This window comes from Pedobacter sp. AK013 (assembly GCF_014205835.1).
GTDB lineage: Bacteria > Bacteroidota > Bacteroidia > Sphingobacteriales > Sphingobacteriaceae > Pedobacter.
Genome location: NZ_JACHCQ010000013.1, coordinates 118,651 through 137,484, shown reverse-complemented (window position 1 = coordinate 137,484; position 18,834 = coordinate 118,651). Strand labels below are relative to the sequence as shown.

The window sequence follows — 18,834 nt, the reverse complement described above, 5'->3', positions numbered from 1 at the left end:
CACCAGGGAATTAAGGGTAAAAAACCGGCGGAAATGGTCAATATAAATAACAAAAAATAAACTCTAGTTCATTACCGAATTACTAAACCTTTACAGCAATGACGACCTCTCTATTGGAATCTGTTAATGGTAGAAGGAACAAAGTGGCAATCTATTTAGCATGTACTCAAAAAAGTATTTTCACTATCGGGTTATAATATATGAATTGCTACACCTATAGACTGTTGCAACACAACGAAAACAAGCATAATTTCAAATTGTTATTAACACTAAATTATTACGATGCTAAAAGCCGAAATCAGAAAGTTAGCGCTAAAGGACAGATTATTATTAACCAACTCAGTATACCATGAGTTAAACGATGCGCTTTTAAAACAATTTAAAACGATCGATTTTAGCGGAATTAAAACGCTACATATCTTTTTACCAATCAAGGAAAAAAAAGAACCCGATACTTTTCTGCTGATTGAATGGCTCAACCAAACACAGCCCGATATTAAGATTATTGTACCCAAAGCCGATTTCGAAACGGCCTTAATTAGCAATCACGAATATTTAGGTGTAGACGACTTAAAGAAAAACCTTTATAACATCCTGGAACCGCAAAAAGGAAACTTGCATGAGGGCGAGATTGATATGGTATTGATTCCACTTTTAGCTTTCGATAAACAAGGTTACCGGGTGGGTTATGGCAAGGGCTTTTACGATCGTTTTTTACAAGATATAAATGCTCAAAAAATAGGCTTATCTTTGTACCCTGCTATTGAAAAAATCGATGATGTAAATGAACACGACATCAGGTTAGATTTTTGCATTACACCAACAGAAATTATAAAATTTTAAGCTTACCATCATGCCTCAAGAAATCGTTATCAAAACCGAAAAACAATACGAAGACAACATGATTGCGGTATCCGAATTACAGGAAAAGGAAGAATTAACCGCCGAAGACCTGAAACAGATTGAATTAATGCTGAAAGCGGGCGAAAAATACGAAGCAGAGCATTTGTAGGTTTTCCCATACATAATCGTTACCCTGAACTTGTTTCAGGGCCTATACACCAAGGTATTTACAGCAAGAAAGCTCCTGAAACAAGTTCAGGATGTTGAGACGGGCAAAATAATTCGTGTATCCGTGGCTAAACCTAAGAAATATGTGCTTTCACAAAATCGCTCACCAGATAAGCCACTAGTTTAGCTGTTAACTTACTTACTCTCCCGTCGAGCATCCTTGTGGCACCTTCACTAACGTGCAAATAAGAAAATTTCTTAGCACTGGTTAAAATCAGTTTTCTGATATCGTTAACGGCAAACCCTGATGGGGTCTCTGCACTCGAAAGCACATTTTGAATGCAATCCATGTCAATTTCCAAACCCGCAACCGGTCCAATTTCATTCATCAGGTTAGTAAAATTAGCTCCAGTTAAAATATCATCAAAAAACACAGCCTTAAGCTTTGGGTTAGTATCTATTTGATTTAAAATAGCTTCATTATTATAGTTTTGATGCAAGCCATACATGAAATAGTTGTCGAGATAGTTTTCTTTTAATGCATAAGAAAATCCGTTTCCACTATGCCTACCTTCTGGCTCTCTTAAATCAGCGTGTGCATCAACGTTCAAAACTGTTATTGGACTTTTATATACTAAAGAAGTACCCTTAATTATTGGGTAGGCATTATTGTGCCCACCACCAATTACAATAGGTATTTTACCTGCAGCTACAATTTTCTCGATTACTGGATAAACCAGGTCATCAATCTGCGCTACTTTGTTTCTTAAACCTTTTAGGGAAGAATCTTCAGGCTCATCAATTTCGAAATGGCCTAAAACCAAAACCTCCGCACCATTTAAAAAGCGGTTGCTTTGGGTATTTAAAAAAGCGAACAAACTTTGCCTCCACATAGAGGCTGCTCCTGCAATGCCTAAGTTTGCACGCACACCTATGTCCTCTGGAATACCCAAAAGTATAAATTTAGAGCTGCTGGCTTTTAATGCTTCTACCGAAATTCCGTTGTGTGATGAAGAAGCTCCTTCGTCATGCCCATATAGATTAACCTTTTCGCCCAGTTTGATTTCGCCACCACGCGCAATAATCAAATGATCAATATCGCCTTGCGAATATATTTTAAGGTTATCCATTATAAATTTCACCGTTTAAAATAACCGTTTCTATCTGCGTTTCACCAAAACTATAGGGTAAATAAGCAATTGAAGGCATTGGCTTGGTTATAAACAGATTCGCTTTTTTACCTATAGTAATGCTTCCATAATCATCACTTAGCTCCATTGCCGCCGCACCGTTTAATGTTGCAGCATTTATCGCTTGCTCGGGCACCATTTTCATTTTAATGCATCCAAGTGACACCACAAAATTCATGTTTCCCGAGGGTGTTGAACCAGGGTTATAATCGGTAGCCAAAGCAACAGGCAAATCGGCTTTAATGAAGCTTTTGGCATCTGCAAATGGAATACCCAGATAAAACGAACAAGAAGGAAGTAATGTTACAATAGTATCAGCATTTCTTAATGTCTGGATGGTTTCCTCATTTCTCTCTTCGAGATGATCAACCGAAACGGCTTTGTTTTGCACAGAAACCTCTACTGCCCCCGAAACGGAAAGCTGATTGGCATGTACTTTTGGTTTTAACCCATACTTTGCTCCCGCTTTTAATACCTGATCAGTTTCTTCGATGGAGAAAAATCTTTTTTCGCAAAAAACATCAATATAGTCAGCCAGTTTTTCTGCTGCTATTTGAGGCAGCATTTCATTAATAATTAAATCGATATATCCCTGATGGTTGTTTTTAAACTCTGCCGGATAAGCATGGGCGGCTAAAAATGTTGCTTTTATTGGAACCGGGAACTGATCTTTCAGCCTGCGGATGACCCTGAGCATTTTTATTTCGCTCTCTGCGGTTAACCCATATCCACTTTTAATTTCAACCGCACCGGTTCCCTGGAGGATCATCTGATTTAATCTCACAGATGCGCTTTCAAACAATTCATCTTCCGAAGCTTTTTGGAGTTTACTAGCAGAATTTAAAATCCCACCTCCTGCCGCGGCAATTTCTTCATAGCTTTTGCCTTGAATTTTCATGGCAAATTCTTCCTCACGCGGAGCAGCAAAAACAATGTGTGTATGACTATCGCACCATGAGGGAAAAATATATCTGCCTTCTGCAGAGATTTGAGAAGAGCGATTTGAGATCTGAGATGGGATTGAATCCATCTTACCAAAATCCTTGATCAGACCATTTTCTATCAAAAGCCAGGCATTTTCAAGAGTAGGTAACGAATCTAATTCGCTGCCACGGAGCACCGATTTATCTTTTGGATGCAGGCCTACGAGGCCCTTTATGTTTGTGATTAGCATTATCGGATGGTTAATATTCAAACGGTATAAAGTGGTTAATTGAGCATTGGGTACAGTTAACCGATTTAAACAATTAACCTTTAACCAAATTTAATCTATCTCTAAAAGCACGGGGCAATGATCTGAATGTATCGCATCAGGCAAAATTCTAACATTTTTCAAACGGTTTTCCATCGGTTTCGTAGCTAAATGGTAATCGATCCGCCAACCCAGGTTCTTTCCTCTTGAGCCCGCACGATAACTCCACCAGGTATAATGATGTGGGTCTTTGTTAAAATAACGGAAAGTATCAATAAAACCGTTATCCAAAAATAGCTGCATCCATTCGCGTTCTTCGGGTAAAAAGCCCGATGAATTGGCATTCGATTTAGGGTTATGAATATCGATGGCGGTATGGCAGATATTGTAATCGCCACTTACAATTAAATTTGGGATCTCTTTACGCAGTTCACCAATATACACATCAAAAAACCGCATAAATTCATACTTTTTAATCTGCCGCTCATCTCCACTTGAGCCAGATGGCATATAGAGGCTCATTAAAGAAAAATCATTAAAATCGGCTCTTAAAATTCTACCTTCTTTATCTATCCACTCCTCACCGCAGCCAAATTCGATGTGATTAGGTTTAATTCTGGTCAGGATTGCTACTCCACTATATCCTTTTTTTTCAGCAGGAAACCAATAATGATGATAACCAAGTTGTTCAATCAGGGCAATAATTTCCGGAATCTGCAATGGCATGGCTTTTACTTCCTGCAGGCAAACCATATCAGCATCTGTAGCCTGAAGCCAGCCAAAAAAATTTTTGGTACTCGCCGCCCTGATCCCATTAACATTATAGGAAATAATCTTCATTCAGTAAATTCAATTGTTGTGGGCGGTAAATTTAGAAATTAATTGAATAAATGCTTAGTAATTCAGATTTGCTTTCGTTAAATTTGTTTATGAGCATCGAGGAGTTAAAGATAGAGATCGCAAAAAAGGTATTCGAAACAGATGACGAAAATCTTTTGTCAGAGTTAGATATGCTTTTAAACTACAGCGAAAAAGTTGTTTTGGAAGAACTTACTAAACATGTTCAAGAAGGAATAAAAAGAGGCTTAAAGCAAGCTGAAGAAGGGAAATTAACACCTCATGATGAGGTAATGAAGCGGTACGCTAAATATTTATGAGTTTACCGATATTTTGGACCGATGAAGCAAAAGAAACTTTTGATGTAATTTTTTTCTTCATTCTCGATAAATTCAGTGAGCAATCTGCAAAAAAGTTCTTAAAACAAGCAAATAAAAAAAGTACAACCTGAAATTTTTGAGACGTCAATTTTCGATCAATGTAGAAAAGGAAGGATAACAAATCATACGTCCGTGTTCTATGAAATTCAAAATGATCAAATTCGGCTTTTATTCTTTTTTGATAACAGACAAGATCCTTTAATTACATAACCATTTTATCTTTCAGTATAGTTTCCAACAATTGCTTTTCCAATTTTTTCGCTTCTCTCTTTTTTAAAACAGTTACTTCCATTTTCACATCTTGTTTTGGCCGATTGTTTTTATCAGTTGCCAGAGCGGCTATTTTATCAACCATATCCAAACCAACTACAATTTCGCCATAAACGGTATAGTTTCTGTCTAAATGAGGTGTACCGCCTATCGTTTTATATACCTCACGCTGCCATTCAGGGATTTTAAATTTCAAGCGCTTTTCTTGTACATTATCCAGTTGTTGGTCAGTAAAAATTTTTCCCTGCACCAGGTAAAACTGGCTACCACTCGATGCTTTGGCCGGATTAACATCATCGCCCTCCCTGGCCGCAGCTAAAACGCCTTTTTTGTGAAATAAGCTATCATTAAATTCTGCAGGGATGGTATATTTAGGTCCACCCTCGCCTAACAGGGAGTCTGGTTTAGCATTTTTAGAATCTGGATCTCCTCCCTGGATCATAAAATCTTTAATCACCCGGTGAAATAAAACACCATTGTAGTAGCCCGACCGGGCTAATTTCAAAAAGTTATCGCGGTGTAAAGGGGTTTGATTATATAGCCTAACAATGCATTCCCCGAATTCTGTTTTAATCCGTATATATTGATTTTTAGGCTTTGCAGCAAAGGCCGAAAGTATAGAAAAGGTGCAGAGGAATAATAATATTTTCTTCATTTAACTGGTGTTTAAGGCTAAAGTAAGCTAAAAAATGAAATTCAATAAATAATTACTGGCATTATTCGATATTTTTTCCTTTACCTTTGTATTAATGAAGTTAAAACAAAAAATAGCACTTTCTTTGGCTGTATTCTATGCAGTTAGTGTTATGGGTTTGGCTTTAAGTCTCCATTTTTGTGGAGGCAAATTAGAAAACGTTAAACTTTTTAGCAACGAGGTTTCCTGCAAATTCTGCAAGGAAATCCCAGCCGAGAAGAAAGATGATGGTTGTTGTAAAAACACCCAGGTAGCGGTAAAAGTTAAAGATAGTCACCAGATTGAGGCCCAGGTACAAATGCCAAAGCTCTTTTCTATTCAGCTTTTTCTTCATCCACCGGTTTTAGCTTTTTTATCCAACATTACCCCAAAATTTTTCAGTAAAATTTCGAATAAAGCGCCGCCACTCTCCTCGCGGCTTGCCTTGCACATTTTCAATTGTATTTTTAGGAATTAGGATTCTTTTATTCCCGTCATGCTGAACTCGTTTCAGCATCTATTTTGCTATTTAAGCCCTGAACAAATGCAGAGTGACAATAGCTTCAATTTATTCTAATTCAAAAAATCATGAAAGCAATAAAAATTTTCAGCATCATTATGCTATTCTTTGCCGCTAATGTTTCGGCACAACAAATATCTTCAGCAGATTTACAGGTAACGGGCTTAACCTGTTCTATGTGTTCTAATGCAACACAAAAATCGTTAGAAACCTTAAACTTTATCAGCAGTGTAAAACCCGATTTAAATAAAAATATCTTTGTTCTAACGTTTAAAAAAGATGCTAATATCAATCTGGATTTAGTGCGCAAAAAAGTTCAGGATGCTGGTTTTTCAGTTGGAGGCTTAACCGCAAATTTCAATTTTAACCAGGTAAAAATAGACGATAAAGGGCAGGCAGTTGTTGATGGTAATGTGTACCGCTTTGTAAACGCAAAAAGCAAAACACTTAACGGAACTGTAAAAGCCAGTGTTGTAGATAAAAATTTCATTTCGGGCGCTGCATTTAAAAAGCAAGCCGCAACCGCTAACTCTGATGCTTACGCTAGTGGTACAGGCTTGGTTAACGGAAAAAAGATGCGTATTTACCATTTAGTTCTTTCTTAAGATGAAGCGCATATTCGTATTGGCGTTGATGATTATCGGCGCCAATACAATTGGTTTTGCACAAGAACTATATGTATTTACCGAGCCTGCCAGTAATATGCCAACCAAATCGATTGGTGTAAGAATTACAAACGAGGGCATGTTCAATAATCCTGGTTTCGTAAGTAGAACTATTCCGGAAATAATGATTGGTTTTAATAAAAACCTGATGATGCATGCTCAAGGTTTTATGTCTGATATGGACGGCAAATACCGCTTAGAGGGTGGGAGTTTATATGCAAAATATCGGTTTTTATCGTTAGATGAAGCACAAAGCCATTTTAGAGCATCAGCATTTGGAAGGGTCAGTACCAGCAGAAGGCCAACATATACCCATGATATTAACCTTGAGGGCGACAACAGTGGCGTACAGGGCGGATTGATTTTTACCCAGTTGCTACACAAACTGGCACTATCATCAACCTTAGGCTACGCGCACGCTTTTGAAAATTATGACAGACAGATTGCGGGAATGCCTCAACCGAAGAACATGTTTTCTTACAGTTTATCGTCGGGTTATTTGGTCCTACCCGTGGTTTACAAAGATTATAAGCAGCCCAACTTTAACGTATATTTAGAGCTACTGGGCAAAACCGATCCAAGCAGCGGCCAATCTTATCTGGATATTGCTCCTGCTATACAAATGATTTTGAACAGTACAACCCGTATCGATTTAGGCTACCGCTTTCAGGCAACCGGAAATATTGATAACCGGTATACAAAAAACATGTATCTGCTTAGGGCAGAATTTAATTTCTTTAACGTTTTAAAATAAATAACACAAAAACCATTTACAACAGATGAAAAAAATATTAGGAATAGTTGCCATTATAACAATTGCAACAACAGCTTTTACCTACGCACAAAGCAAAACAGATACAGCCTTAAATCAGGTCTTAACGGCATATTATGATGTAAAAAATGCACTGGCAACCGATAAAAAGGACGTCGCTATAGAAAAAGTAAAAGTTTTATCGGCAAAGGTAAATGCAGTAAACCACAAAGATTTACCAGCAGACCAACATAAAACATTTATGGAACAAGCAGCCATCATTAAAAGCAAAGCAGCGCAACTTGCAGGCTCTAACGATATTAAAACACAGAGAAAGGCTTTTGAAGGAATTTCTTATGCCATGATTAAAACCTTAAGAGGTTTAAAATTTAATAGTAAGACTGTTTACATTCAGCATTGCCCAATGGCTAAAGCAAGCTGGTTAAACGAAAAAGAAAACATCGAAAATCCATATTATGGAAGCATGATGTTCGATTGCGGGGATGTTGCAGAAACCATAAAATCAAAATAATGAAGCTGCATATCAAAAACATGGTATGCAACCGTTGTAAAATGGTGGTTAAGGCTGAGCTGGAAAAGCTCGGCTTTAAACCACTATTGGTTGAGCTGGGCGAAGTTACTTTAGCCGAAAATATTTCTTCAGAGGATAAAATCAAAATAGCAGAACGCCTAACACATTTTGGCTTCGAGCTGCTATCAGATAAGAAAACTCAGCTTGCAGAGCAGATTAAAACGACTATTATTAACCTGGTGCACTACACCAAGGAGCAGTTAAAAATTAACCTCTCTGTTTATTTAAGTGAGCAGTTAAACCTGGAATATACCAGTTTGAGCAGTATCTTTTCAGAAATGGAAAATCAAACCATCGAGAAATATTTCATTGCGCAAAAAATAGAAAAAGCAAAAGAAATGCTTACGTACGGCGAACTTACGCTGAGCGAAATTGCTTATCAGCTAAATTACAGCAGTGTTGCCCATTTATCAGCACAATTCAAAAAAGTGACCGGAATTACGCCCTCGGTTTATAAGGCTACTTCAACAGATAGTAGGAAAACACTGGATGAGGTTTAATGGATAATAGGGTATCGTTTCTGTCATGGTAAACAGTTAGGTAATCATTTACCAGTTAAAAGATTAACCTTTTAAAAATAATTTCTTACCATAAATCAAGACTAATCGCCTGATTCTGTGATAACTTTGTACTTAAATAAATTACTGAGTATGAAAAAATTATTCTTATTTCTGATCGCTGCCTCAATCAGTGTGGCATCATTTGCACAAACAAGCTGGAAAATAGATCCTATGCATTCGTTTGTTAACTTTTCGGTTAAACACATGGGTATTTCTTTCGTTGACGGTTCTTTTAAAAAATTCGATGGAACGGTTACCGCTTCTAAACCAGATTTAACCGATGCTAAAATCAGCTTTACTGTTGATGTAAATAGCATTACTACAGGTGTTGATATGAGAGATGGACACTTAAAAACTGACGATTTTTTTAACGTGGCTACTTATCCCACAATGAAATTCGAAAGCACATCTTTCAAAAAATTAAGTGGAAACAATTATGAATTAAGCGGTAAATTAACGATCCGCGATGTAACTAAAGATGTAAAATTTGCTGTTGTTTATGGCGGCACCGCTAAAGATCAGCAAGGCAATACTAAAGCTGGTTTTGGTGCTACAACCACCATTAACCGTTTAGATTATAATATTAAATATGATCCAACTGGCGCTGGCGTTGCAAAAGATGTGGCCATTAAATTAAACCTGGAGTTTGTTCAGGCAAAATAATTGAGAAGATAGTTATTTATTAATAATGACTTTGGCAAATATTTCATTTTAAAATCTGTCACATTGAGCTTGTCGAAATGCGTATAGGCGCTTCGACAAGTTCAATGTGACAAACAGCGTATTATGTCTACACTATCACAATTCCGAAGCTTCACTCAGCGCCTGCCTCAAACCGAGCTAATGCCTACACTTTTTATCGGTCATGGATCGCCTATGAATGGCATCGAAAACAATGAGTTTAGCCAAAGTTGGGCAGAATTAGCTAAGAGTATTCCCGTTCCAAAAGCTGTGCTGGTTGTATCGGCACATTGGTACACTCATGGCACTTTTATCACCGCGATGGATTTCCCAAGCACCATTCACGATTTTGGAGGGTTTCCACAGGCACTTTTTGACGTTCAATATCCTGCTCCGGGTGATCCAAAACTGGCTGCCGAAATATCAAATTTAATTCACTCTACTCCTGTGGGCTTAGACCACGATTGGGGTTTAGATCATGGTACCTGGACAGTTGTTAAGCATATGTATCCTAATGCAGATATTCCTGTTCTCCAATTAAGTATCGATTACACCAAATCGCCGGCGCAACATTACGAAATTGCCAAAGAAATTTATGCCCTCCGCAAAAAAGGAATATTAGTGATCGGCAGTGGAAATATGGTGCATAACCTGCGTATGTTAAGCTGGGACATGATTAATGGAGGTGGCTATGATTGGGCGATTGAAATGAATGATAAGTTTAAAAATTTAATTGCTAACGGCGACCATAAACCTTTGATTAACTATCGTAACCTAGGCACTGATGCCATGTTGGCCATCCCTACGCCAGAGCATTATCTGCCACTTATTTATACCCTCGGAATGAAAAATGATAAAGAAGAGGTTTCTTTCTTTAATGATAAAGCGGTTGGCGGTTCGTTAACCATGACCTCGGTTTTAGTGGGATAAGCGAGGCTTTAGGCTTTAGGCTTTAGGCTTTAGGCTTTAGGCTTTAGGCTTTAGGCTTTAGGCTTTAGGGAGAAACGAATCACCAAAGAACTTGTTTTAGCTATTTTAAACGGGGCTTGAACCTTAATTTTCTTAACTCCTTAATGGTCGCAAGGATCTTTTGAGAATTTACAATTAAGAAAAGACCTATATTTCACTGAATGACAGTAGCCAAAAATTCTGTAAAACTTTATGATTATTCTGTAATGCCTCTTGCTGCATGAAGCAGTAAATTTGTATAAAGATTTTAATCATGACACATACCTATCAGCTAACCGGCATGACTTGTGGCGGTTGCGAAAATAAAGTAAAAAGTAACCTGCTCGTTTTACCAGATGTAACCTCTGTTGAGGTCTCGAAAGACACCAATTCGGCTACTATTAGCATGGAAAAACATATCAGCCTAAATACGCTTCAACAAGCCTTGGGCGGATCAGATAGTAAATATCAGATTTCTGCAGCCCACCATAGCGAAACATTGGAAGAAGCAAAATCGTGGGCCGAAACCTACAAACCCATTCTGTTGATCTTTGGATATGTAACTGTAATATCGTTAGTGGCTTCTTGGCAGTACAATGCCATCAATTTAATGGTATTTATGCGCATTTTTATGTCGGGTTTTTTCCTCACTTTCTCTTTCTTTAAAATGCTTAATCTGAAAGCCTTTGCGGAAAGTTACGCCATGTACGATATCGTAGCTAAAAAATTTAGCGGGTGGGGATATATCTATGCTTTTATCGAACTCGGATTAGGCTTATCATTTGCTTTAAACTTATCACCTGTAGTCGTAAACTGGGTTACGCTAATCGTAATGACAATAAGCATCCTTGGTGTTTTAGAAAGTGTTTTAAATAAGAAAAAGATTCAGTGTGCGTGCCTGGGCGCGGTGTTTAACCTCCCCATGAGTACCGTTACCATTGTTGAGGATGCGATTATGATTGCCATGAGTGCAACCATGCTGGTTTTAATGTAGTTAATTTTGGACTATTGTCGCTTGTACCTAAACTCTGATTTTCGGCTTTTACCATTAAGCTCGCCTTCTATCCAGGCGAGCAAATCATTTTTGCCCTGGTTTTGGTAAACTATTCTCTGGGGAAAATCATGTGTTTTATCTTCGAAAACATAGGTCTCATCTTTAGTAGTAATAAGTTTGAAACAAGTTTCTTTGCCTTCGTTCTGCCCAGTTACAGTCGAACAGTAAAAAGTATCTTTTCCGATCTTTTTGATCTGAAGGGTTTCGGTAAGCAAACTATCGCCCTTGGCGTTTATTCTATAGCTTTTGCCGCTCAGGGTTCCATCTGGATTTTGCTTCCACTCCTCAACAATTTTCCCCTTTGGTGTTTGCATTTCCCATGAGCCCAATGCAAAGGCAAAAGTTTTTGACGGCTCTTTTTGCGCATTCACATTGGTGCAAAAGCCTATAAGGATTAAGATCAATAAATTTAAACGATTTATTTTCATTTTGCTATTGCATTGGTAATGTGTGCCAAATGATGTTTGCCGTGCCAGGCATACATACCTAACATGTTTGCTAATGTAAGTTCTTTTCCTTGAGCTGGGTGAATGTATTTTCGTTGATAATCTTCTGGTTCTAATGTTTTTAAAAAAGCAACCCAGCGTTGGTGTAAAGCAGCCAATAAATCAATAGATAATTTGACATCACCATTTTTAGCTTCTCCCGTTTCTGCCCAGCGCTCTTCATAATAAGGCCTGATTACGGGAACATCTTCAGTAATGGCTTGTTTGAAACGGATATAAGCATTGATGTGGCTATCGGGAATATGGTGAATAACTTGCCTCAACGTCCATCCTCCAGGGCGATAAGTTTGTTCTAATTCTTTTTCGGTCAAATTTTCAGCAGCCTTCTTAAGCTGATTAGGCAAAGCTTCTATTTCGGAAATCCATATATCGATTTGCTTTTGATCGAAAACTTCTGGCATTGAAAATTGGCCAATGGGATATTTAAGCTGTTCTAAATCCATTAATTAATCTTTAATACATCTTACCGAGTAACCCAAACTTTTAAAGCTCTCTGCAAGCTCAATGTAACCTTTAACATATAAATTGCAATACGCTGCTGTTCCGTTAGGATTAGCCGTTGCAGTCCACCAATTTCCATGATAAGTTATACTCTCGTATGTCCCATCTGCATTCCTACTTCCTGCGGGTAAGCCTGTAAACTGTGTTATATTTGAAGCACCAGTGTCATTTATCCAGTGACTAATACCACTTTCTTGAATTTTACCACCGCTATAACGATCTCCCCCAATATAATTATACAAAATAGTCCATTCAGCACTGGTTGGGACATGCCAACCTTGTGGCGCAAGTTGACGAGTGCTATTTACAGCATACCAATTATATAAAAAACCATATGTTTTGCCTAGTTCTGGATTGTTATTATAGTTACAATATGCCCCAATTGGTTGTGTGCCCCAATAGGAATCGCCTGTCACGTTTTGTATTATCGTTCCATCTCTATAATGCGCTGTCCGTAAGTTTTCCATCATCCACACCTGATTTCCTATTTTTACCGTTTTATATACATTCCCATCTATATCCGTCAATGTCTCAGCGATTAACGCATCGGTAACAACAAGATTCGCAGAAAAACTGTATGCACCGTAAATCCCAGATTGTGCCTGATAAGCCGTTATAACTGCCTTCCCCGGGCCTTTTATGGTTATTAGATTTCCCACAACTACCGCAACAGCAACATTATTGCTCTTAAAGGTGATTTCTCCATTACTATCACTTTTGGGAGTTAAAGTAAATGGGGGATCGCCTACTTTTTTATCGGGTATTACAAATGTAAGTAACGGGGGAAGGCGTGGTGAGATTACTAAGGTTGCTGTAATAGAATCCCTACTGAAGCTTTCTGTTGCTTGTTGTATTGCCGTTATAACACAAGTTCCACTTTTCTTAATGGTAACAAGATTTGCCTGGATAGTAACCAGCGAGGTATCGCTCGTTTTAAAAGAGAAAGCGCCACTACTTTTACTTTTCGGATTCGTAAGTGTAAAAGAAGGCTGTCCGACCCTCACTACATTTAGCGTAAAATCAGAGAGTCCAGGCGATTGAACCGGTATCTTTTCTTTTTGACAGCCCATTAGGCTCATTAAAAGAAAAAAAATTGAGATATATGAGCGTTTTTTCATCATTTTGTTTCAAATATAAAGAACTGGGACTAAGTACCATAATAAAATTCTACATCAATTTCTTTAGCCATTTAAGCAAGCTCATTTTTTTTCCGTAAGGCGGATAAATCATTTTGGTTAACCCCAACTTCGACTGAAAAACCACTGCCCTTTCGTGCGAAAAGGTTTTAAAACCAAAAACCCCATGACAACTTCCCATCCCACTGCTGTTTATACCACCAAAAGGCAAATTCGGATTGCCAATATGAACCAGAACATCGTTTACGCAGGTTCCTCCGGCACTGGTTTCGCTGATGATTTTATTTTGGTTTGCAGTGTTATCTGAAAAAACATATAATGCTAAAGGCTTTGCTTTCCGATTTACAAAATCGATGGCCTCCTGTAAGCTTTGATAAGTAACAACGGGCAAAACCGGGCCAAAAATTTCTTCCTGCATTATACCACTGCTTTCAGCTACCGAAGTTAAAAGTGTTGGTGTAATGGTTAAATCCTGCTCATCTGATTTTCCACCAAAGGTTAATATAGCACCATCGCCAATAGCTTTTTCAATCAGATTATTTAAACGGTGAAACTGTTTTATATTGATAATTTTAGCATAATCATTTTTATTAATTGTCGACCCCTCAAAAAACATTTTCTGAACAGCAGCTTTATAATATATCACAAAATCGTTCAACTTATTTTCTTTAATCAGCACATAGTCCGGGGCAATACAGGTTTGTCCGGCATTAACCAATTTGCCCCAGGCAATTTTTTCTGCTGCTCTTTTTAGATCACAGGTTTCATCTACAATAGCTGGCGATTTACCACCAAGCTCTAAGGTAACAGAGCTAAGGTTTTTTGCCGCAGCTTCCATTACCACCCTACCTATTGCCGTACTCCCGGTAAAAAATATATGGTCAAAAGGAAGTTTTAACAATTCTGCGGAAACATCTGCATCGCCTTCAAAACAGGCAATCTCTTTTGCATCAAAAGTATCTGAAATCAATTTGCTAATCACGCCCGCTGTTGCGCCACTCAGTTCAGAAGGTTTTAGGATGACACAATTTCCTGCTGCAATCGCAGAAATCAACGGGCTCATCACCAATTGTAAAGGATAATTCCAGGGAGCAATAATCAGGCAAACACCTTTAGGTTCGTAATAAATTTTGTTGCTAGCGGGAAGATTACTCATGGTTCTGCTTGCCGATTTTGGTTTCATCCAGCTACGCAGCTTTTTTATGGCATGGTCTATTTCTGCATAAGTGAAAAACAACTCAGTTACGGCGCTTTCGAAACGGTTTTTGCGCAAATCGGTTTGTAATGCGGCATATACTTCCACTTCAGCGCTTTCTAAAGCCTGCTTTAACAACTTTAATTTTCCGATACGGGTTTTAGCATCCGTTTTACGTAACTCGAATTTATGTTTTTGCTGTAAACCGAAAACCGTTTTAATTTCTTCTTTCATTTAGTTTGCATCCTCCTGAACTCGTCGAAAGATTTTTGACTGTCTCTCTTTGAAATAAGCTTAAAAAGCCTATCTAAGTTATGCGTTAAATTTAGTTAAAATGCATCCATTTCATTAAAAGTTCATTCATTTAAAGCATATTGCAGTAAATTTTAATATTCACAGATGAAAAGATTGTTTTTTGTTTTTGCATTCGTAATTCCTGTTGTTATACATGCCCAAACCTTAAAAACAGATGTACTGGTTATTGGCAGTGGTGATGCCGCGTATACTGCATCTTTTCAATCATTTAAATCTGGTGTTAAAACCATTTTACTCACACAAAAGGAACAGCTCGATCTTAATAAAGTTTCTGAAGGCAAGCCCAAAACAGCGGCAAATTTCTATCAGGCCTTTCTAAAAAGGGAAATCGAAAACGCAAAAAGCTTAGCGGCCCCTAAACCAAAACCCGATAAAAAGAAGCCGACAAAAGTAACAGTTGATAGCACGCTGCTATTAAATGTGATCAATAATACGCCTTACATTGAAATTAAACGATCAGGTAGTAGCTGGGAAGTGAAACTCACTAAAGATATATATATCAAGACAAAAGTTCTGATTATGGCCGACAGTCCGGAAAAGTTAATGACTGCATTAAAAATTGCAAGCTTAAATCCTGCGCCTTCAAATCAATTAAATTATAATGAAAACCTGTATAGAACAACAGTAGCAAGTGTTTCGTCCAGAGGTGCCAATTTTTTATCTTTATACAGCTTACTCATCCCAAATCAGGAAAACCTTTTATATATTTCTGCTGATCAGTTCGAAGTTGGCCCTGCCGCCGGAGCAACCGCTGCTTATGCCGCTTTTTTCGACACAAAAACCAGTTTATCGAACCTAAAAAGGATTCAGGGCGAACTATTGAGTTATAAACACGCATTAATGCCTTTTGAAGATGTAAAAGTGGTTGATTCTAATTGGCTGGCCATTCAGAAGGTTGGTGTAACCGGCATTCTTAAGGCAGAAATAAGGCAAGATAAAGCCTATTTCAACCCTGAAAAAGAGATTACTTACGATGAAATTAAGCAGCCGATCAAAGATTATTATTATAAAGCCCAGATCTGGTTTGATGACCACCAGAATATCCCCATTAATTTAGAAAACACCATTGCGATGGTTTGTTATGTCGGCAATAAATCGGTTGAGGCAATCAAAACCGAACTGCAAAAAAAGTGGAGCAAAAATTACAAGTTTACTTCTAAATACGATCTTAAAAAAGTATTAACCAGAAGAGAATTTGCGATAATCATCAACGAGTACCTAAAGCCTTTCGATGATGTAAATGTAGATAAAACGGGCAGGGTAATCCGCTAGTATAACCACAGATTTAAGTATATAATTTCAAATTTCATCTGTATTCATCCTTTTTATCTGTGTTAACTTATGGCTGAGGTGTTGTAACATTTCCATTTCCTTTTAAAATTAGGTAGCGCTTTACCTAAATTGCATCCAAACCTAAAATTCATGAAGAAATATTTACTTTTCCTTTTGCTTTGCACAGGCAAATATACTTTCGCGCAACAACTAGCGCCCTTAACCGTCGAAAAAATAATGCGCGATTCAAAGTGGATGGGCGTTGCACCAACCAATTTCCGTTGGACTGCAGATAGCAAAACCCTTTATTTCAACTGGAATCCCGAAAATAAGGCTAAAGAAGAATTATTCAAAGTTTCGGTAACATCTACCAAACCCGTTAAAGCAGCAGAAAAGGAAGACGAAAAACTATTAAGTTTAAACTATACCTATAATATCGACCGCTCGCTTGGTTTAATCGAAAAAAGCGGCGATATCTACTTACAGAATTTTAAAAGCAATAAAGAAATCAGGCTAACCAGTACACAAGAGCGGGAAAGCAACCCTGTTTTTTTAACCAATGGAAATGTCGTTTATCAATTGGGTGATAATTTATTCGAGGTTGATCTGAAATCGGCTGAAACCAAACAGCTTACCAATTTTATCAAAGGCAAAAAAGCCGGAAGGCCGGAAACCAAACCTGTTACCGAGCAGGATAAATGGTTGAAAGCACAGCAGACCGAACTGTTTGATATCATCAAAAAGAGAAATGCTGAAACCAGAAATGGTTCCCGGGCTGGAAGAGGCCGTTCAGGTGTAACCGCAGGGGATACAAAACCATTAAAAGAACTTTACACCGATGATAAATTTTTAAACGGAGTAATCATTAGTCCAGACGGGCGTTTTATCACTTATAAGCTCACCACACCGGCACAGAATAACCACGGCACCATTGTTCCAAACTATATCACATCTTCGGGTTATACGGAAGATATTCCCGGGAGAACTAAAGTTGGAGAAAACGAAAATATCTCACAGGGCTTTATATACGATACCCAAAGAGATACATTATACACCATTCAAACAGCAACTATTACAGGTATAAAAGATCTGCCCGATTACCTGAAAGATTATCCGAAAGAACTCGACACCTTAAAAAAGAAAAACGCCGATAGGCCTGTAAATTTCTTTGGCCCGCTTTGGAATGATAACGGAAGTACGGCAATTGTTGTGGCAACATCTACTGACAATAAAGACCGCTGGATTTTAAAACTAGATGCTTTAACTGGCAAATTTTCTTTAATAGACCGTCAGCGCGATGAAGCCTGGATTGGCGGTCCTGGTATTAGTGGCTTTTACCAGGGTAACACCGGATGGATAGATAACAACCGTTTTTATTACCAAAGCGAAGCTACCGGATATTCGCATCTTTATATTGCCAATATTGCCTCTGGCGACAAGAAACAGCTTACTTCGGGTAAATGGGAAGTACAGTCGGTTCAATTATCGAAAGATAAAAGCACCTTTTATTTTAAAGCAAACAAAGAGCATCCTGGTATTACCAATTTCTTTAAAATCGGTGTTAATGGTGGCGAACCCGTGCAGATTACCACCATGAAAGGTTTAAATGAAATTACGCTCTCTCCTGACGAGAAATATATTGCCATTAATTACTCCTTTATGGATAAACCCGGAGAATTATATCTTCAACCAAATAAGGTTGGTGCCAAAGCCGAAAAAATTACACAGTCTACCTCTGCTGAATTTAATTCTTACAAATGGCGTCAGCCAGATATGGTAAGCTTTAAAAACCGTTATGGCGCTGATGTTTATGCAAGAGTTTATAAATCGGATAATCCACATCCTAACCATCCCGCTGTAGTCTTTGTTCATGGCGCAGGCTATCTTCAAAACGTTCACTTTGGCTGGAGTACTTACTTCCGCGAGTTTATGTTCAATAATTTACTGGCTGATAATGGTTACACTGTAATTGATATTGATTATACCGGAAGTTCTGGTTATGGCCGCGATCACCGTACAGGCATTTACCGCCATATGGGTGGAAAAGATTTAACCGATCAGGCAGATGGCGTTAAGTTTTTAGTGGAGAAATATGGCGTTAACCCGCAGCATGTTGGCTTATATGGTGGCTCATATGGCGGGTTTATCACCCTAATGGCGATGTTTAACGAATCAGATGTTTTTACCAGTGGTGCCGCTTTACGTTCGGTTACCGATTGGGCGCATTACAACCACGGTTATACTTCGAATATTTTAAACGAACCGTTTAACGACCCAATTGCATACAAAAGAAGCTCTCCTATTTATTTCGCCGATAAGTTAAAGGGCAACCTTTTAATGGCGCATGGAATGGTTGATGTGAATGTTCATTTTCAGGATATTATTCGTATTACTCAACGCTTTATAGAGTTAGGCAAAAACAATTGGGAGCTTGCCGTTTACCCGGTAGAAGACCACGGTTTTATTGAGCCAAGCAGCTGGACCGATGAGTATAAAAGGATATTTAAACTGTATGAGAATACGTTGAAGAAATAACATCCCCGCAAATAATTCGTCATTGCGAGGAGGCTTTTTCAGCCGAAGAA

Annotated in this window: 21 protein-coding genes; 13 read left to right on the top strand and 8 right to left on the bottom strand. The window is 38.1% G+C overall.

What is annotated here, in order from left to right:
- The first annotated feature begins 282 nt into the window (after nt 1-282).
- Nucleotides 283-843, top strand: coding sequence for a 5-formyltetrahydrofolate cyclo-ligase (locus HDC90_RS11005; protein ID WP_184466277.1), 561 nt, complete (start codon nt 283-285; stop codon nt 841-843).
- A gap of 10 nt (nt 844-853) precedes the next feature.
- Nucleotides 854-1,012 (top strand): hypothetical protein, encoded by a 159-nt coding sequence (locus tag HDC90_RS11000; RefSeq protein ID WP_184466275.1) that lies wholly within the window; start codon nt 854-856, stop codon nt 1,010-1,012.
- 133 nt (nt 1,013-1,145) lie between these two features.
- Here HDC90_RS11000 and HDC90_RS10995 read toward each other — a convergent pair whose 3' ends face one another.
- The 3 genes from HDC90_RS10995 to HDC90_RS10985 form a co-directional block, all read right to left on the bottom strand.
- Nucleotides 1,146-2,141, bottom strand: a complete 996-nt coding sequence (locus HDC90_RS10995; RefSeq protein ID WP_184466272.1) for a formimidoylglutamase — start codon at nt 2,139-2,141, stop codon at nt 1,146-1,148.
- The gene (gene hutI, locus HDC90_RS10990; RefSeq protein ID WP_184466270.1) at nt 2,134-3,375 is read right to left on the bottom strand and encodes an imidazolonepropionase; all 1,242 of its coding nucleotides are present in this window, start codon (nt 3,373-3,375) and stop codon (nt 2,134-2,136) included. Before hutI ends, HDC90_RS10995 begins: the two co-directional genes overlap by 8 nt.
- 90 nt (nt 3,376-3,465) lie before the next feature.
- Nucleotides 3,466-4,233 carry an exodeoxyribonuclease III gene (locus tag HDC90_RS10985; protein ID WP_184466268.1) on the bottom strand — a complete coding sequence of 256 codons (768 nt, stop codon included), beginning with the start codon at nt 4,231-4,233 and terminating at the stop codon, nt 3,466-3,468.
- An 89-nt stretch (nt 4,234-4,322) separates the two neighbouring features.
- On the opposite strand from HDC90_RS10985, the gene HDC90_RS10980 reads away from it, so the two are divergent.
- Nucleotides 4,323-4,550: a hypothetical protein gene (locus HDC90_RS10980; RefSeq protein ID WP_184466266.1), complete on the top strand. Its 228-nt coding sequence runs from the start codon at nt 4,323-4,325 to the stop codon at nt 4,548-4,550.
- A 262-nt stretch (nt 4,551-4,812) separates the two neighbouring features.
- Here HDC90_RS10980 and HDC90_RS10975 read toward each other — a convergent pair whose 3' ends face one another.
- Nucleotides 4,813-5,535 carry a peptidylprolyl isomerase gene (locus HDC90_RS10975; protein WP_184466264.1) on the bottom strand — a complete coding sequence of 241 codons (723 nt, stop codon included), beginning with the start codon at nt 5,533-5,535 and terminating at the stop codon, nt 4,813-4,815.
- 94 nt (nt 5,536-5,629) lie between these two features.
- Here HDC90_RS10975 and HDC90_RS10970 point away from each other — a divergent pair, with 94 nt between their 5' ends.
- From HDC90_RS10970 to HDC90_RS10935, 8 genes are all read left to right on the top strand, one after another.
- Nucleotides 5,630-6,031 carry a hypothetical protein gene (locus HDC90_RS10970; RefSeq protein ID WP_184466262.1) on the top strand — a complete coding sequence of 134 codons (402 nt, stop codon included), beginning with the start codon at nt 5,630-5,632 and terminating at the stop codon, nt 6,029-6,031.
- Between the two features lie 110 nt (nt 6,032-6,141).
- Nucleotides 6,142-6,678, top strand: coding sequence for a heavy-metal-associated domain-containing protein (locus HDC90_RS10965; RefSeq protein WP_184466260.1), 537 nt, complete (start codon nt 6,142-6,144; stop codon nt 6,676-6,678).
- A 1-nt stretch (nt 6,679) separates the two neighbouring features.
- Complete coding sequence (locus tag HDC90_RS10960) at nt 6,680-7,492, top strand: hypothetical protein (RefSeq protein WP_184466258.1); 813 nt, start codon at nt 6,680-6,682, stop codon at nt 7,490-7,492.
- A 25-nt stretch (nt 7,493-7,517) separates the two neighbouring features.
- Nucleotides 7,518-8,021 (top strand): DUF3347 domain-containing protein, encoded by a 504-nt coding sequence (locus HDC90_RS10955; protein WP_184466256.1) that lies wholly within the window; start codon nt 7,518-7,520, stop codon nt 8,019-8,021.
- On the top strand, nt 8,021-8,581 hold the full coding sequence (locus tag HDC90_RS10950) for an AraC family transcriptional regulator (protein WP_184466254.1): 561 nt from the start codon (nt 8,021-8,023) through the stop codon (nt 8,579-8,581). Before HDC90_RS10955 ends, HDC90_RS10950 begins: the two co-directional genes overlap by 1 nt.
- A gap of 150 nt (nt 8,582-8,731) precedes the next feature.
- Nucleotides 8,732-9,304, top strand: coding sequence for a YceI family protein (locus HDC90_RS10945; protein WP_184466252.1), 573 nt, complete (start codon nt 8,732-8,734; stop codon nt 9,302-9,304).
- Between the two features lie 123 nt (nt 9,305-9,427).
- Complete coding sequence (gene ygiD / locus HDC90_RS10940) at nt 9,428-10,252, top strand: 4,5-DOPA dioxygenase extradiol (RefSeq protein WP_184466250.1); 825 nt, start codon at nt 9,428-9,430, stop codon at nt 10,250-10,252.
- 292 nt (nt 10,253-10,544) lie between these two features.
- The gene (locus HDC90_RS10935) at nt 10,545-11,264 is read left to right on the top strand and encodes a heavy-metal-associated domain-containing protein (RefSeq protein ID WP_184466248.1); all 720 of its coding nucleotides are present in this window, start codon (nt 10,545-10,547) and stop codon (nt 11,262-11,264) included.
- An 11-nt stretch (nt 11,265-11,275) separates the two neighbouring features.
- On the opposite strand, the gene HDC90_RS10930 is transcribed toward HDC90_RS10935, so the two are convergent.
- From HDC90_RS10930 to HDC90_RS10915, 4 genes are all read right to left on the bottom strand, one after another.
- Nucleotides 11,276-11,752 (bottom strand): DUF6265 family protein, encoded by a 477-nt coding sequence (locus HDC90_RS10930; protein WP_184466246.1) that lies wholly within the window; start codon nt 11,750-11,752, stop codon nt 11,276-11,278.
- Entirely contained in the window at nt 11,749-12,273 is a 525-nt protein-coding gene (locus HDC90_RS10925; RefSeq protein ID WP_184466244.1) for a YfiT family bacillithiol transferase, read from the bottom strand. The genes HDC90_RS10930 and HDC90_RS10925 overlap by 4 nt, the downstream gene beginning before the upstream one ends.
- A gap of 3 nt (nt 12,274-12,276) precedes the next feature.
- On the bottom strand, nt 12,277-13,401 hold the full coding sequence (locus tag HDC90_RS10920; RefSeq protein ID WP_184466242.1) for a fibrobacter succinogenes major paralogous domain-containing protein: 1,125 nt from the start codon (nt 13,399-13,401) through the stop codon (nt 12,277-12,279).
- A gap of 97 nt (nt 13,402-13,498) precedes the next feature.
- The gene (locus HDC90_RS10915; RefSeq protein ID WP_184466240.1) at nt 13,499-14,896 is read right to left on the bottom strand and encodes an aldehyde dehydrogenase family protein; all 1,398 of its coding nucleotides are present in this window, start codon (nt 14,894-14,896) and stop codon (nt 13,499-13,501) included.
- Between the two features lie 165 nt (nt 14,897-15,061).
- On the opposite strand from HDC90_RS10915, the gene HDC90_RS10910 reads away from it, so the two are divergent.
- On the top strand, nt 15,062-16,249 hold the full coding sequence (locus tag HDC90_RS10910; protein ID WP_184466238.1) for a hypothetical protein: 1,188 nt from the start codon (nt 15,062-15,064) through the stop codon (nt 16,247-16,249).
- Between the two features lie 150 nt (nt 16,250-16,399).
- The gene (locus HDC90_RS10905) at nt 16,400-18,784 is read left to right on the top strand and encodes a prolyl oligopeptidase family serine peptidase (RefSeq protein ID WP_184466236.1); all 2,385 of its coding nucleotides are present in this window, start codon (nt 16,400-16,402) and stop codon (nt 18,782-18,784) included.
- Nucleotides 18,785-18,834 lie beyond the last annotated feature (50 nt).

Coding starts and splice junctions, on each gene's coding strand:
- HDC90_RS10975 (WP_184466264.1), bottom strand. CDS start 5,535: ATGAAGAAAATATTATTATTCCTCTGCACCTTTTCTATACTTTCGGCC.
- HDC90_RS11005 (WP_184466277.1), top strand. CDS start 283: ATGCTAAAAGCCGAAATCAGAAAGTTAGCGCTAAAGGACAGATTATTA.
- hutI (WP_184466270.1), bottom strand. CDS start 3,375: ATGCTAATCACAAACATAAAGGGCCTCGTAGGCCTGCATCCAAAAGAT.
- ygiD (WP_184466250.1), top strand. CDS start 9,428: ATGTCTACACTATCACAATTCCGAAGCTTCACTCAGCGCCTGCCTCAA.
- HDC90_RS10910 (WP_184466238.1), top strand. CDS start 15,062: ATGAAAAGATTGTTTTTTGTTTTTGCATTCGTAATTCCTGTTGTTATA.
- HDC90_RS10995 (WP_184466272.1), bottom strand. CDS start 2,141: ATGGATAACCTTAAAATATATTCGCAAGGCGATATTGATCATTTGATT.
- HDC90_RS10915 (WP_184466240.1), bottom strand. CDS start 14,896: ATGAAAGAAGAAATTAAAACGGTTTTCGGTTTACAGCAAAAACATAAA.
- HDC90_RS10955 (WP_184466256.1), top strand. CDS start 7,518: ATGAAAAAAATATTAGGAATAGTTGCCATTATAACAATTGCAACAACA.
- HDC90_RS10970 (WP_184466262.1), top strand. CDS start 5,630: ATGAAGTTAAAACAAAAAATAGCACTTTCTTTGGCTGTATTCTATGCA.
- HDC90_RS11000 (WP_184466275.1), top strand. CDS start 854: ATGCCTCAAGAAATCGTTATCAAAACCGAAAAACAATACGAAGACAAC.
- HDC90_RS10945 (WP_184466252.1), top strand. CDS start 8,732: ATGAAAAAATTATTCTTATTTCTGATCGCTGCCTCAATCAGTGTGGCA.
- HDC90_RS10905 (WP_184466236.1), top strand. CDS start 16,400: ATGAAGAAATATTTACTTTTCCTTTTGCTTTGCACAGGCAAATATACT.
- HDC90_RS10930 (WP_184466246.1), bottom strand. CDS start 11,752: ATGAAAATAAATCGTTTAAATTTATTGATCTTAATCCTTATAGGCTTT.
- HDC90_RS10950 (WP_184466254.1), top strand. CDS start 8,021: ATGAAGCTGCATATCAAAAACATGGTATGCAACCGTTGTAAAATGGTG.
- HDC90_RS10925 (WP_184466244.1), bottom strand. CDS start 12,273: ATGGATTTAGAACAGCTTAAATATCCCATTGGCCAATTTTCAATGCCA.
- HDC90_RS10965 (WP_184466260.1), top strand. CDS start 6,142: ATGAAAGCAATAAAAATTTTCAGCATCATTATGCTATTCTTTGCCGCT.
- HDC90_RS10980 (WP_184466266.1), top strand. CDS start 4,323: ATGAGCATCGAGGAGTTAAAGATAGAGATCGCAAAAAAGGTATTCGAA.
- HDC90_RS10960 (WP_184466258.1), top strand. CDS start 6,680: ATGAAGCGCATATTCGTATTGGCGTTGATGATTATCGGCGCCAATACA.
- HDC90_RS10920 (WP_184466242.1), bottom strand. CDS start 13,401: ATGGGCTGTCAAAAAGAAAAGATACCGGTTCAATCGCCTGGACTCTCT.
- HDC90_RS10985 (WP_184466268.1), bottom strand. CDS start 4,233: ATGAAGATTATTTCCTATAATGTTAATGGGATCAGGGCGGCGAGTACC.
- HDC90_RS10935 (WP_184466248.1), top strand. CDS start 10,545: ATGACACATACCTATCAGCTAACCGGCATGACTTGTGGCGGTTGCGAA.